Annotated in this window: 13 protein-coding genes; 3 read left to right on the top strand and 10 right to left on the bottom strand. The window is 60.0% G+C overall.

Annotated elements, in window-relative coordinates; genetic code table 11:
• Positions 1-203: 203 nt before the first annotated feature.
• From cobA to GYK42_RS10690, 7 genes are all read right to left on the bottom strand, one after another.
• Positions 204-968 (bottom strand): uroporphyrinogen-III C-methyltransferase, encoded by a 765-nt coding sequence (cobA, locus tag GYK42_RS10720; RefSeq protein ID WP_166447508.1) that lies wholly within the window; start codon positions 966-968, stop codon positions 204-206.
• A 28-nt stretch (positions 969-996) separates the two neighbouring features.
• Positions 997-2,313, bottom strand: a complete 1,317-nt coding sequence (locus GYK42_RS10715; RefSeq protein WP_166447507.1) for a sulfate adenylyltransferase subunit 1 — start codon at positions 2,311-2,313, stop codon at positions 997-999.
• Positions 2,313-3,224 carry a sulfate adenylyltransferase subunit CysD gene (gene cysD / locus GYK42_RS10710; RefSeq protein ID WP_166447506.1) on the bottom strand — a complete coding sequence of 304 codons (912 nt, stop codon included), beginning with the start codon at positions 3,222-3,224 and terminating at the stop codon, positions 2,313-2,315. Before cysD ends, GYK42_RS10715 begins: the two co-directional genes overlap by 1 nt.
• Before the next feature lie 40 nt (positions 3,225-3,264).
• Positions 3,265-3,981 (bottom strand): phosphoadenylyl-sulfate reductase, encoded by a 717-nt coding sequence (locus GYK42_RS10705; RefSeq protein WP_166447505.1) that lies wholly within the window; start codon positions 3,979-3,981, stop codon positions 3,265-3,267.
• Between the two features lie 9 nt (positions 3,982-3,990).
• Entirely contained in the window at positions 3,991-4,551 is a 561-nt protein-coding gene (locus GYK42_RS10700; RefSeq protein WP_034782220.1) for a DUF934 domain-containing protein, read from the bottom strand.
• Positions 4,544-6,232 (bottom strand): nitrite/sulfite reductase, encoded by a 1,689-nt coding sequence (locus GYK42_RS10695; RefSeq protein ID WP_166447504.1) that lies wholly within the window; start codon positions 6,230-6,232, stop codon positions 4,544-4,546. The genes GYK42_RS10700 and GYK42_RS10695 overlap by 8 nt, the downstream gene beginning before the upstream one ends.
• Positions 6,233-6,313: 81 nt before the next feature.
• On the bottom strand, positions 6,314-7,087 hold the full coding sequence (locus GYK42_RS10690; RefSeq protein WP_166447503.1) for a sulfite exporter TauE/SafE family protein: 774 nt from the start codon (positions 7,085-7,087) through the stop codon (positions 6,314-6,316).
• 160 nt (positions 7,088-7,247) lie between these two features.
• Between GYK42_RS10690 and GYK42_RS10685 the strand changes: the two genes are divergently transcribed.
• From GYK42_RS10685 to GYK42_RS10675, 3 genes are all read left to right on the top strand, one after another.
• Positions 7,248-8,189, top strand: a complete 942-nt coding sequence (locus tag GYK42_RS10685) for a CysB family HTH-type transcriptional regulator (RefSeq protein WP_086138738.1) — start codon at positions 7,248-7,250, stop codon at positions 8,187-8,189.
• 62 nt (positions 8,190-8,251) lie between these two features.
• Positions 8,252-8,902, top strand: a complete 651-nt coding sequence (locus GYK42_RS10680) for a class I SAM-dependent methyltransferase (RefSeq protein ID WP_166447502.1) — start codon at positions 8,252-8,254, stop codon at positions 8,900-8,902.
• Between the two features lie 309 nt (positions 8,903-9,211).
• Positions 9,212-10,159 carry a porin gene (locus tag GYK42_RS10675; protein WP_046682561.1) on the top strand — a complete coding sequence of 316 codons (948 nt, stop codon included), beginning with the start codon at positions 9,212-9,214 and terminating at the stop codon, positions 10,157-10,159.
• A gap of 45 nt (positions 10,160-10,204) precedes the next feature.
• Here the strand turns inward: GYK42_RS10675 and GYK42_RS10670 are convergent, their stop codons facing one another.
• The 3 genes from GYK42_RS10670 to GYK42_RS10660 all read right to left on the bottom strand — a co-directional run bounded on the left by GYK42_RS10670 (position 10,205) and on the right by GYK42_RS10660 (position 13,667).
• Entirely contained in the window at positions 10,205-11,395 is a 1,191-nt protein-coding gene (locus GYK42_RS10670) for a PAS domain-containing sensor histidine kinase (protein WP_166447501.1), read from the bottom strand.
• A gap of 152 nt (positions 11,396-11,547) precedes the next feature.
• Positions 11,548-12,306 carry a LytR/AlgR family response regulator transcription factor gene (locus GYK42_RS10665; RefSeq protein ID WP_034751497.1) on the bottom strand — a complete coding sequence of 253 codons (759 nt, stop codon included), beginning with the start codon at positions 12,304-12,306 and terminating at the stop codon, positions 11,548-11,550.
• A 68-nt stretch (positions 12,307-12,374) separates the two neighbouring features.
• Positions 12,375-13,667 (bottom strand): sensor histidine kinase, encoded by a 1,293-nt coding sequence (locus GYK42_RS10660; protein ID WP_166447500.1) that lies wholly within the window; start codon positions 13,665-13,667, stop codon positions 12,375-12,377.
• Between the last annotated feature and the right edge of the window lie 491 nt (positions 13,668-14,158).

Raw genomic sequence — 14,158 nt, 5'->3', positions numbered from 1 at the left:
CGGGCGCAGCTTTTTTCGGGGAGATTGCCGGAGCGGCTCCCGTCAACCGGGAGACCGCATGGCAAGCGCTATGGCGGGGCGTAGCGTGAATTTATTGCCAACACGCAACAACTTCTCGAGAAAAGATGCGTGAGCATCGTATCATGTTTCCCCGGAAGACGTCGGTTACTGACTTTAAAGTCGGTAAAATACGGTGTGTTTATTCAAGCATGGCGCGCCAGAATGGCGGCCGTTTCTTCGATGGACTGGTGCGCGCGCGCGGCCATGGCGTCGCCCAGCATCACCAGCACGGGGCCGCGAGTGTCGCCCAGGCCGTGCGCCAGGGCGCTCAAGGTCAGGCGCACGATGCGCTGGTCCGGGCGGCTGCAGTTTTCAATCACCACCACCGGCGTGTCGGCACGGCGGCCCTGGGCCAGCAGGCGCTGTGCCGTGGCGATGGCTTCACGGCCACCCATGTATTGCACCAGGGTGTCGCAGTCGGGGATGCGTGTCTGGTCCGGTTCGCCCGGCGCCGTGCTGGACGTGAAAAAGGCTACGCTGCGCGACACGCCCCGTTTGGTCAGCGGCTGCTGTGTGGCGGCGGCCGCCGCCAGGGCCGTGGTAATGCCGGGCACCACTTCGACGGTGATGCCCGCTTCTTCCAGCGCGCGCAACTCCTCGTCGGCGCGGCCGAACAGCATGGGGTCGCCCCCTTTCAGGCGCACGACGACGGCGTGCTTGCGCGCGTTGTCGACCAGTTGCTTGTTGATGAACGCCTGCGCCGTCGACAACTGGCCGCAGCGCTTGCCGACCAGGATCTTTTGCGCTTGCGGGCACAGCTCCAGCATCTCTTCGGTGACCAGCGCGTCGTGCAGCACGACGTCCGCTTGCGCCAGCAGGCGCGCGCCGCGCAAGGTCATCAGGTCTTGCGCGCCGGGTCCGGCGCCGATCAGGTAGACCTTGCCGGGGAGAGATGGGGAGCTGTTCATGTGGCTGCCTTTCCTGGACGATACGGGGTTAGAGCCGAACCATGCCGGCCGCAACCGTCTGGTGGGTGACTTCATCGATCAGGATGAAGGCACCGGTGGCGCGGATATCGGCATAGGCGTCGGCCGCCAGCGCCTGCTGCACGTTCAGGCTGATGCGGGCGATGTCGTTCAGCTTCAAGCCTTCGGCCGGATGGCGCTGCTGCGTATTGATGTCGAGGATCGATTCGATCGCCGTCACTTTTGCCGCCGTCTGCTTGGTGCCGTGCTTGATCCAGTACTTGCGGCGCAGGTCGAGCGCGTCTTCCGACAGCCAGCACACGTCGGCCACCACTTGTTTCAGCAGGGTGGCGGGGCGCTCGCTGCTGGCCAGCAAGTCGCCGCGCGAGATATCGAGGTATTCATTGAGCAGCAGGGTGACGGACTGGCCCACCACGGCGGTGCTCAGCGAACCGTCCAGGGTGACGATATCCCTGACGGTTGCCGTCTGGCCCGATGGCTGTACCACGAGGGTGTCGCCGATGCTGACCTTGCCCGCTTCGATGCGGCCCATGTAGCCGCGGAAGTCGTTCGCTTCGTGGCCGTTGTGGCGCGCCACCAGCTGCACCGGGAAGCGGAATGGCGTGTCGTGCGATTCGTCGTAGACGGACAGCGATTCGAGCAGCTCGATCAAGGTCGGGCCCGTGTACCAGCCCAGCTTGTCGCCGCGTTCGACGACGTTGTCGCCGGTGAGTGCCGACAGCGGGATCGGCGTGATGTCCTTCAAGCCCAGCGACTGGGCGAATTCGCGGTAGGCGGCCACGATACGGTTGTACACCGTTTCATCGTAGTCGACGAGGTCCATCTTGTTGACGGCCACGACCACGTGCTCGATCTGCAGCAAATGGGCAATCGTCGAATGGCGCTTGGTCTGGATCAGCAATTCCACGCTGCCGTCGTCGCCCAGCTTCACTTTCGACACGTCGATCAGGATGATGACGGCGTCGGCCGTGGAGGCGCCCGTGACCATGTTGCGCGTGTATTGCTCGTGGCCCGGCGTGTCGGCGATGATGAATTTGCGTTTCGGCGTGGCAAAGTAACGGTAAGCCACGTCGATGGTGATGCCTTGCTCGCGTTCCGCTTCCAGGCCGTCCGTCAGCAGGGACAGGTCGACCGTGTCGCCCACCGTGCGCTTGTGCTTGGAGCGCGACATGGCGTCGAGCTGGTCGGCGAAGATGCCCTTGCTGTCGAACAGCAAACGGCCGATCAGCGTGCTCTTGCCGTCATCGACGGAACCGGCTGTGATGAAGCGCAGCATGCCGCGTTCCAGGCTGTCGGTGAGGTTGGTGTTCTGGATTGCTGCGTTCATTAGAAATACCCTGCTTTCTTGCGTTTTTCCATCGAGGCTTCGGAAGTCTGGTCATCCATGCGGGTGGCGCCACGTTCCGTGATTTGCGTGATTGCCGTCTCGGCGATGATGGCGTCAACCGTCGCCGCATCGGACGAGACAGGGCAGGTGCACGAGATGTCACCCACCGTGCGGAAGCGCACGATTTGCGTTTCCACCGTTTCGCCTTCGCGCGGCGGCGTCAAGTCCGTCAGCGGCACCAGCAAGCCGTTGCGCGGGATCACCTGGCGCTCGTGCGCGAAGTAGATTGGCGGCAATTCCAGTTGCTCGCGGGCGATGTATTGCCACACGTCCAGTTCCGTCCAGTTCGAGATGGGGAAGACGCGCATGTTCTCGCCCGGATGCACGCGGGTGTTATACAGGTCCCACAATTCCGGACGCTGGGCCTTCGGGTCCCAGGCGCCGAATTCGTCGCGGAACGAAAAGATGCGTTCCTTGGCGCGGGCTTTTTCTTCGTCGCGGCGGGCGCCGCCGATGCAGGCGTCAAATTTGTATTCGGCGATGGTTTCCAGCAAGGTCACGGCTTGGGCCGCATTGCGCGAATCCGTGGCCGGGTTGCGCAGGCGCACGGTACCGCGCTTGATCGAGTCTTCCACGGAGCCGACGATCAGACGCTCGCCCAGTTCCGCCACTTTCTTGTCACGGAAAGTGATGACTTCCGGGAAGTTGTGGCCCGTGTCGATATGCACGAGAGGGAACGGGAACTTGCCTGGACGGAAGGCTTTTTCGGCCAGGCGCAGCAGGACGACGGAATCCTTGCCGCCGGAAAACAGCAGCGCAGGGTTGGCCGATTCGGCCGCCACTTCGCGCATGATGTGGATGGCTTCCGATTCAAGGCTGTCGAGGTGACGCTGGTTCAAAATATTGCTCATATAGGGTGCTTTCTTGTTCTGCTGAGTCTGTTGTGTCTGTTCAGGCTGCCACGGATTTGATGCGTATCAGTTTGCCGTCCACCATGTGCAGGCCGCATTCCTTCGAATCCGGGTTTTCCCACCACCAGCGTCCGGCGCGCACATCTTCGCCCGGCTGCACGGCCCGCGTGCACGGTTCGCAGCCGATCGACGGGTAACCCTGGTCATGCAGCGCGTTGTACGGCACGTCATTGGCGCGGATGTAGGCCCACACGTCTTCTTCCGACCAGTCTGCCAGCGGATTGAATTTCGTCATCGCGTGCGCCGCGTCGTTTTCCTGCACATGCAATTCGGCGCGCGTGGTGGACTGGGCGCGGCGCTGTCCCGTGACCCAGGCCTTGTTGCCGGCCAGGGCGCGGCCTAGCGGCTCGACCTTGCGGATGCGGCAGCATTCGCGGCGCATCTCGACGCTGTTGTAGAACGCGTTCAGACCGTTCTGTTCCACGTAAGCAGCGACGGCTTCCGGCTGCGGACGGTACAGGGTGATGTCGTGGTCGTAACGGGTCTTGACCTTGTCGAGCACGGCCAGGGTTTCCTGGTGCAGCCGGCCTGTTTCCAGGGAAAAGATGCCAATGGGCAGCTTTGCCTTGAGTATCATGTCGGTCAGCACCATGTCTTCGGCTGCCAGGCTAGAGGCGAACACGGCCGGCGAAAAATCCGCGGCGATGCGTGTCAGCGTTTGCTCGGTGGCGTGAATCAAAGAAGTCAAATCGCTCATGATAGTTCCTCAGATGCCGGCCGCGTTGTCGAGGTCAGGATTCTGGCCTTCGCGCTGGTGGCGGCGGAACAGCGGCGACTTTTGATCCCACGAGGCCTGGTAGGTTTCCGAAAAGACCGACAAACCTTTCAGGGCGTCATGGATGCTGCGGTCGGGCCGGGTGGCATAAGCGTCAAAGCCTACCCTGTGCATGGAAAACAGCTGGTCGCGCAGCACGTCGCCGATGGCCCGCAATTCACCCTGGAAACCGAGGCGGGCGCGCAGATTGAAGGCGATGGAATAGCCGCGGCCATCCGTGAATTTCGGGAAGTCCACACCGATGACGGGCAGTTGCGCCACGTCGGCCGCCAGTTCTTCCGGGCGCTCGTCGCTGGCCAGCCACACGCCGATGTCGGGCAGGCGGGCGGCCAGGGTCTCGCGTTGGGCTTGCCATACGAGCAGGGGCACGATGACCTTGCCTGCAGGCACGACGACCGTTTCCGGCGTGTCGTTTTCATCGAGGCGCAGCAAGCCCCAGGTATTCGGCACCACGGCGGCGTTCTTGATGATTTCTTCGCGTACTTCAAACATATTCGTCTTCTCCCACCAGGTTGCCGACCGTGATCGGCGTTGCATATACGTGTTCCTTGAACGGCGCCAGGCCCAAGCGCTGGGCCGTGTCGACGAAGCGCTCGCCCTCGTGGCGGTCGCGCACGTAGACGTGCAGCAGGCGGCCGATGACTTCAGGCATCTGCAGGGAAGAGAACGATGGTCCGATGATCTTGCCGATGGCCGCGTTATTGCCTTGCGCGCCGCCTATCGACACTTGATACCATTCGCTGCCATCCTTGTCGACGCCGAGGATGCCGATGCTGCCCACGTGATGGTGGCCGCAGGCATTGATGCAGCCGGAAATATTCAGTTCGATCTCGCCGATGTCGTGCTGGAAGTCGATGCTGTCGAAACGTTCCGCAATGGCGGCCGCGATCGGCAAGGACTTGGCGTTGGCCAGCGAGCAGAAATCGCCACCAGGGCAGCAGATCATGTCCGTCAGCAAACCGATGTTCGGCGTGGCCAGGCCATGCGCTTTGGCTTCCTGCCACAGTTTGAACAGTTTCGATTGTTCCACGTCGGCCAGCACGAGGTTTTGCTCGTGCGTCACGCGCAATTCGCCAAAGCTGTAGCGGTCGGCCAGATCGGCCACGAAGTCGATCTGCTCGGCCGTCGCGTCGCCCGGCGGCACGCCCGTTTTCTTCAGGGACAGCACGACGGCCACATAGCCGGGGCGCTGGTGCGGCTTGACGTTGCGTGCCAGCCAGTTCACATAGGCCTTGTTGTCCGCGTGCTCGGCCTTGTAGTCGAGTTCCGGCAAGGCCAGGTAGGCGGGCGGATTGAAGAAGTCCGCCACGCGTTGCATTTCCTCGGCCGTCAAGGTTTCCGGGCCGTCCTTCAGATCGACCCACTCTGCTTCCACCTGGCGCGTGAATTCTTCCACGCCGATGGCTTTCAACAGAATCTTGATGCGCGCCTTGTATTTGTTGTCGCGGCGGCCGTGCAAGTTATACACGCGCATGATGGCCTGGATGTACGTCAGCAAATGTTGCCACGGCAGGAAGTCGCGCACGACGCTGCCCAAAATCGGCGTGCGGCCCATGCCGCCGCCGGCCATCACCTTGAAGCCCACTTCGCCAGCGGCGTTGCGCACGGCCGTCAAGCCGATGTCGTGCACGGCGATGGCGGCGCGGTCTTCCTCGGCGCCATTGATGGCGACCTTGAATTTGCGTGGAAGGGCGATGAACTCGGGGTGAAAGGTGCTCCATTGGCGCAATACTTCGGCGTACGGGCGCGGATCGATGATTTCATCGGCCGCGACGCCGGCGAACGGGTCTGATGTTGTATTACGGATACAGTTGCCCGAGGTCTGGATCGCGTGCATTTCCACGGAGGCCAGGTCCGTCAGGATATCGGGCGTCTGCTCCAGTTCGATCCAGTTGAACTGAATGTTCTGGCGCGTCGTGAAGTGGCCATAGCCGCGGTCGTACTTGCGCGCGATGTGCGCGAACATGCGCATCTGCTTCGACGACAGCAAGCCGTACGGCACGGCGATGCGCAGCATGTAGGCGTGGCGTTGCATGTACAGGCCGTTTTGCAGGCGCAGCGGAATGAATTCCTCTTCCGTCAGTTCATTGGCGATACGGCGCGCAACCTGGTCTCGGTACTGGGCGATGCGTTCTTTGATGATGAGGTGGTCGTACTGATCGTAATGGTACATATCAATTCCTAAAAAAGCCGGGGTGCTGGAAGATTGCCTGGGATTATGTTCTTGATACTGCTCTTGTCACTTGTTCGGTAATTAATAGATTAGCTTCACTGCCACGCCGGTCAAGGTCATCGCCAGCAACACTCTTAAAAACTTTTCCGGCACGGAGCGGGCGATCCAGGAACCGAGCGTGATGCCGGGCAGGGAGCCGACCAGCAAGGAGGCCAGCAATTCCCAGTGGATGGAGCCGAGCCACCAGTGGCCCAGGGCGGCGATGGCCGTCAGGGGCACGGCGTAGGCGATATCGGTGCCCGCCACTTCGGCCGAGCTCATGCGTGGATACAGCATCACCAGCAAAGTCGCGCCGATGGCGCCGGCGCCGATGGACGAGACCGTCACCAGCACGCCCAGCACGGCGCCGGCAATGATGGTCGCGGCGGCAAGCTTGTTGCCTTGCAATTGTTTTTCGGGGTGTGCGTTGATCCAGGCCAGCATGCGGCCCTTGAAAATGAGCGCCACGACGGTCAGCAGCACGGAGCCGGCAATCGAGTAACGGATGATCTGGCCGATTTCCGGCGACAGGGTGCCGAACGATTTGAGCGCCAGGGTGGCGAGGATGGCGGCGGGCAGGGCGCCGATGCACAGGCGCTTGACGATATCCCAGCGGATGGTGCCGCGCAGGCGGTGCGTCAAGGTGCCGGCGCTCTTGGTGATCGAGGCGAATGCCAGGTCGGTGCCCACGGCCACGGAAGGCGGCACGCCAAACAGCAAGGTTAACAGGGGCGTCATCAGCGAGCCGCCGCCCACGCCGGTCATTCCTACGAGTAATCCTACGGCAAATCCTGAGACTATATAAGACAAAGTCATGCTTGCACCCCCAAAGTACCCGCAATAGTAATAAACTTAGTGTTTATTCCAAACTACTAAGTACGCATTTGCTTATATGCGATATGCGTATATGCATGAACGCAAAATCATGGGTGGGGCGGAAACTCGGCAAATCACGGCAATCTAGGGCAAACCAGCAATGAATCTCCATCAACTGCGCTTCGTGCGCGAAGCGGTCCGGCAGAATTACAACCTGACGGACGCCGCCAAGGCCTTGTTCACGTCGCAACCGGGCGTATCGAAAGCCATCATCGAGCTGGAGGAAGAGCTGGGCGTGGATATTTTTACGCGCCACGGCAAGCGCATCCGCGGTTTGACGGAGCCGGGCCGCCTGGTGCTGGAATCGGTCGAGCTGATCATGCAGGAAATCGACAGTATGAAGCGCATCGGCAAGGAATTCGCGGCGCAGGACAGCGGCAGCTTTACCATTGCCACCACGCATACGCAGGCGCGCTACACCTTGCCCAAGGTCGTACAAGCCTTCATGCTGAAGTTCCCTAAAGTAAGGTTGTCTTTACTGCAGGGCAATCCACGCCAGATCGCCGAGATGGTGCAGCGCGACCAGGCGGATCTCGCCATCGCCACGGAATCGATCGCCGCCATCGATGGCTTGATCACCTTGCCATGCTATCAATGGGAGCACGTGGTAGTGGTGCCCCTCGACCATCCGCTGCTCAAGTCGAAGTCCGTGACCCTGGAAGAAATCGCCGCTTTTCCCCTGATTACCTATGACAGCGCGTTCGCCGGACGCAACAAGATAGACCACGCTTTCGTGCTGCGCGGCCTGAAGCCGGACATCTTGCTCGAAGCCATCGATGCGGACGTGATCAAGACTTATGTCGAGTTGGGCATGGGGATTGGTATCATAGCGGGTATGGCCTTCGATGCCGAGCGCGACAAAGGCTTGCGCGCCATCCCTGTCGGCCATCTGTTCGGCATGAATGTGTCGCGCGTGGCCGTCAAGCAGGGCGCGTATTTGCGCAGCTATATCTATACCTTTATCGAGTTGCTGACACCGACCCTGAACCGCAAGCTCATCGAGCAGGCGATGAGCGGTGATAAAGAGCACTACGAACTATAAACAATGCATGAAGCCGGCCGGGCGAGGTGCCTGGCCAAGATTATTTAAGAAGAGAAGAAACAATGATTACCGATCAGCTTGCCAAATATTACGCCACCATCGCGCAGCAGTACGAGCGCGTCTATGACAAGCCCGAACGCCAGGAAGACCTGGAAGTGTTGCGCGACAAGGTTGCCGACGTGCTGGAAGGCCACACCGTGCTGGAGCTGGCTTGCGGCACGGGCTACTGGACGGAAGTGGTCGCCGAGTCGGCCGAGTCCGTACTGGCCACCGATATCAACGATGAAATGCTGGCGCTGTCCCAATCGCGCGGCTTGCCCAACAACGTCACGTTCGCCAAGCTTGACGCCTTTAACTTGCCCGATGACTTGCAGGGCAAGTTCACTGCCGTGTTCGCCGGTTTCTGGTGGTCACACGTCAAGCGCGAAGACCAGGACAAATACCTGAAGCAATTGCGCAGCAAGCTGGGCAAGGACATTCTGCTGGTGCTGATCGACAATTCCTATGTCGATGGCAGCAGCACCGTGATCGCGCGTACCGACCTGGAAGGCAACACCCACCAGTTCCGCACGACGGACGCGGGCGAGCGCTATGAAGTGCTGAAGAATTTCCCATCGGATAGCCACCTGCGCAAGAAGTTTGCCCACTCGGCCCGCGAAATCCGCATGAAGCGCCTGGAATATTACTGGCTGCTGAGCTGCCGCCTGAAGTAAGGCTGATCTGTCTATATGGCAGGTCGGATTAGCGGCGCAGCCGCGTAATCCGACACCGCCGCCTTGCCAACAATGTTGTCGGATGACGCATGGCCTTGCCCCGCTAATCCGGCCTACGGTAAATAGGTCTTGCCGCCGCATGAACCGCTCTCGGGCGGTTTTTTTTCGTCTGTTGTTTTTATCTGACACGACGTTGTGCCAAAAAGCAACATCTTGTCGATGTCATATTGTTGAAGTATTTGATGGGCATGATTCGGTTCAGCAGCTAAGCAGCACCACTCTTGTCCAACCTAATGTAGAGAATCTCAAGTGAAAAAAATTACTCTGGCAGCATTGATCATCGGCACCTTCGCAGCAGCTACGGCGCAAGCACAATCGAACGTTACCGTGTATGGCCTGGTTGACCTCGGTATCGCCAAGACCACTGGCCAGCCGACGGTACAACGCGAAAACAATGCGTCGCGCCTCGGTTTCAAGGGTACGGAAGATCTGGGTGGCGGCCTGTCCGCAATTTTCAACCTGGAAAGTGAATTCCTGGCTGACACTGGCGCGCAAAAAGGCGTGTTGTTCGACCGTCAAGCCTACGTGGGCTTGAAAGGCGCTTTCGGTACCGCCATCCTGGGCCGCACCAAGAACCTGGTCGATGGCACCATCGCCCGTGTCGATCCATTCAACACCTACGGTGTGGTCGGCAAGAACAATGAAACCCTGCTGCGTTCGGGTGTCGGCTCGTCGCGCGTCAACAATGCCGTCACCTACAACAGCCCAAGCTTTGAAGGTTTCGTGGGCAGCCTGCAATACGTGCTGAGCGAAGTCAACAGTGCTGACGCGGGCGTGATCGGCTTGGCAACCTACGACAACGGCCCGATCAGCTTGCACGCTGGCTACGAAAAAGCCGTGCAAGCAACGGCAACGGCAGCCAAGCCTGACCTGTGGTCCATCGGCGGCGGCTATAAATTCGGCCCGGCCAAGATCACGGCCGCCTACTCGAAAGGCGACACTAAGGTTGCCACGACCGGCGAATTCAAGTCCTACCTGATCGGCCTGAACTACACGGTTGGCGGCGGCGATGCCAAAGTGTCGTATGGCAAGCAAGAACAAAGCAACAACAAGTTCAAGGATCAGGACACCATCAAGGAATTCGGCGTTGGTTACGACTACCACCTGTCGAAGCGCACCGACGTGTACGCTTACGCTGGCCGCGAGCGCGTCAAGTCGCTGACTTCGTACCAGATCGGCCTGGCACACAAATTCTAAGCATCATTCGATGCGACGAAGCAAAGGCGCCTGCGGGCGCCTTTTTTATTGTGTGGCCGTTTCCGCCGCCTCGGCATGCATGGGCAGCGAGATTTCGATGCGTGTGCCGCCCAGCTCGCTATCGGTACCGATATGGATATTGCCATTCAAGCCCCACACCCGTTCGCGCATGCCCAGCAAGCCAAGCGCCGTGGCTTTTTCCAGATCGTGCTCGGCAATGCCGCGGCCGTCATCCTGGATGGTGATGGCCAAGGAAGAGTCGATGCGGTGCAGAGCGATGGTGATGTGGCTCGCTTCGGCATGGCGCGCGATATTCGTCAGCGCTTCCTGCACGATGCGGTAGATGGCCGTGCTGCGCGCATCGTCGAGCACGAGGTCGGCTTCGTCGGCCAGCAAGTCGAAATGGATGGCGCGGCGCAGCAGGAAGTCGTGACGCAGTTTTTGTAGCGCAAAATATAATCCCCCTTCATCGAGCGCGCGCGGACGCAGGTTGCTGGCGATGCGCCGCAACGAGGTGATGGCTGTCACCAGCAAGCCGTCCATGCTGTGCAGCAACGCTTGCAGGGACGCGGTGGTGTCCGTGTGCTGACGCACCAGGGTCAGGTCGACGCGCAAGGTGGCGAGCAATTGCCCCAAGTCGTCATGCAATTCACGCGCGATATGCTTGCGCTCTTCTTCGCGGATGGTTTGCAGCGCGCTCGATAATTCACGCAATTGCGAAAAGGAGCGGGCCAGCTGTTCATGCATCTGATGTCGCGCGCTGATGTCGCGCACGATGATGGTAAACACGCTCTGGCCATCTTCCTGCATGGCCGAGAGCGAGCCTTCCAGAGGGAACATGGCGCCATCGCCGCGCCTTCCCGTCAAGGTGTAGTCGGTGGCGCGCCGGCCCGTCAGGCGCAGCTCCAGGCTGATGTCGTCAAAGGGCGGATCGCCATCGTGCTTGCCCAGGCCGCCCAGGGTACGCAAGTCGCGCAGGATGTAGTGGCCCACGCGCCTGCCGCGCATGCCGGCAGGCGTGTCGTCGAACAATCTGGCCGCAGCCGCGTTCGCATGCAGGATGATTTGCCTGCTGTCGATGCTGATGATGGCGTCGCTGGCGCTGTCGATGATGGCCTGACCGCGCGCCTGCTGTTGCCGGCGGGCTTTCAGTGGCGGAAACAAGCACAGCAAAAGCGCCGCCGCCATACCCAGCGGCAAGATACGCAGCAGTGCGGGACTGCCTCGGTCGGGCATGGCGGTCTCCTTGCGAACGTAGGCGAAGGCAGGGGCGGGCAGGAATTTCTATAGCGTATGCCTGTTGGCGCGGCGCGGCTTGATGTGGCGCAGGAACGGGACAGAAGAGAGTGGTGCGCCGCGCCGGCCTGGGCCGGGCGGCGGCGAGAGACTTACATTTGCTTGAACAGGTGCAAGAAGCTGCGGCTCACTTCGAGCTTGTCGGACTTGCCTTTGATGAGCACCAGATGGCGGCCGCGGATGTCGCGCGTGACGCCTTCGATGGCATTCACGTTGACCAGGGTGGCGCGGTGGATTTGCCAGAACAGCGAAGGATCGAGCTCTTCGGCCAGATCGCGCACGGGTTTGCGGATCAGCGCCTCATACTTGGCTGTCTGCACGCAGGTGTATTTCTCGTCAGAACGGAAGAACAGGATCTCTTCCACGGGAATCATGCGCAAGTCCTGGCCGATGCTGGCCTGTATCCATTGCAAATAGGTGGGCTTGGCCGTGATTTTTTCCGCCAGTTGCGACAGCATGGCCGTGACACTGCTGTTGACGTCCAGGGCCGGCTTGTTCAAGTGCGTTTTCAGGCGCTCCACCGTCACCAGCAAGCGTTCATGCTCGGGCGGCTTGAGCACGTAATCGACGGCGCCCCGCTCGAAAGCTTCGACGGCGTGGCTGTCATAGGCCGTGACGAAGACGATATGCGTCTTGCTGCCGATCACTTGCGCCGCTTCCATGCCCGTCTTGCCCGGCATGCGGATATCGAGGAAGGCAAAGTCGGGCTTGAGTTGTTCCACCAGTTCGATCGCTTCGTCGCCATTTTTGGCTTCGCCGATGATTTCCAGTTCGGGCCAGGCCTGGCCCAGGCGCAGGCGCAGCTGGTCGCGCATCAGTCTTTCGTCGTCGGCAATAATAGCGGTAGGCATAGGTCTCAAGTGTGAACAGGCGAAGATTGATTATTCAATGATTTAGCGTTTTTATCAACTACTCTGTCTTATTTGGACAATTGATAGGGCACTTCGATCACGGCGCACACGCCGGACGGTTGATTCGGCGTAATGGTCAGGCTGCCCTGGTCGCCATGCAGCAGCTTCAAACGCTCGCGGATGGTGGGCAAGCCCAGTCCCGTGCCATCGCTGGGGACCACGCCAAAGCCCAGGCCGTCATCGGTGACCGTCACGCGCAGCTTGCTGTGCGCCACTTCTGCCACGATGCGCAAGGTGCCGCCTTCCGGTTTGACTTCCAGGCCGTGCTTGATGGCATTTTCCACCATCGATTGCAGCATCATTGGCGGGAAGGCGGCGCTGCGCAGGCCGTCGGGAATCTGGAAATCGACGGTCAGGCGTTCTTCCATGCGCATTTTCAGCAGGTTCAAGTACGCTTGCACCATGTCCGCTTCACGGCCCAGGTTGGTAATCAGGGCGTTGTCGCGCATTTGCGGCAGCACGGCGCGCAGATACTGGATCAGGCTGCGCTGCATCTTGGCCGCGCGCGGCGGGTCGACCTGGATCAGGTGCTCGACGGAGGCAAGTGTATTGAACAGGAAGTGCGGCTCGACTTGCGCCTGCATCATTTGCATCTTCGCTTCGCTGAGTTGGCGCTGCATGGATTCCCGCTCGGCCGCTTCATTCGCCGTGACGGTTTCCGCTTCCGCGCGTTTCTTGCCGCCGACCAGCGCTTTCATGGCGAACAGGGCCAATACCAGCAAGGACACAAAGCTCTTGAACCAGGTCGAGGCTTGCTGGTGATAGCGCGACACTTTTTGTTCTGCCGCATCATCGACGGCTTCTTCGATGGCGTTCGACAGCTCTTCGCCGATTTGCGGCGGCAATTCAATATGGACTTCTTCGCCCGAGGCATTGGTCGTTACTGGATAGTTGGGCTTGGCGGGGGCGGCCGGTGGTTGAGGCGGTTCCGGCGGCACGGTACTGGCTTGAGCGTCCGCTTCGGCGGCATCGGCCGGATCGCTGGCTGCATCGGCCGCGCTGCTGCGCCGGTTCTTGCTGTTGCGGGGATTGAAATGGATGCCCGTATCGTCGATCAGGATATTGGTTTCACCCGAGCCCTTGCTGCTGCGTTTATGCGACTTGATGACTACTTCTTCATCCGGGCCGGACGAGAACAGCTCATCTTGCAAAATAGAACCGGCGATCAGGGCCAGCGCGGCGAACAGGAAGAATTTCCACCAAGACAGTTGGGTGACCCAGGTCGTCGTCGCGTCGAATGCCCGTTGCAACCAAGCGAGGATGGTTTTCAACAATTCAGGCAGGCTGGAAATCGGAAGCATGAGGGCACTTTCAAGTACAAGAGTTAATCGACGCAGCGGGCAAGTTTAACCCGTGGTTGCGTAGCGTCAGAGTCTGATGTTGCCACTGTGCCTAAAGACCACGAACTATGCCAGCCGATTGCGACAGGCTGCACAAAAAGGCGCTTGAAGTGAAGGCCAGGCTTGCTGGGCGGTGAGGGGAGATAAATAGCGCTTGCGGGGAGTGCTGGGCAGGGCTATAATTCGCCCCCTCGCTGAACGATGCATGCAAATGCCGAGTAAAGCAGGGTGAAAAAGAAGGTTGACGAAATGCTGCAAACGCTTCATACTCTTCCTTCTTCGCAGCTGACAAACACAACGCTTAGTCGATAGCGCGAAAGCAGTAACCGAATACAGTTCTTTAACAATTAACAGTCGATAAGTGTGGGCATTTGATGTAGTGCAGCGATGATCTTCGGATTGTCGTAATACTTAAAATATCAAATGTTCACAAGAAATAATGAAATAGGCGC

The sequence above is a fragment of the Janthinobacterium lividum genome, from assembly GCF_011601275.1.
Classification (GTDB): domain Bacteria; phylum Pseudomonadota; class Gammaproteobacteria; order Burkholderiales; family Burkholderiaceae_D; genus Janthinobacterium; species Janthinobacterium lividum_E.
This window is presented reverse-complemented; position numbering and strand designations above follow the sequence as displayed.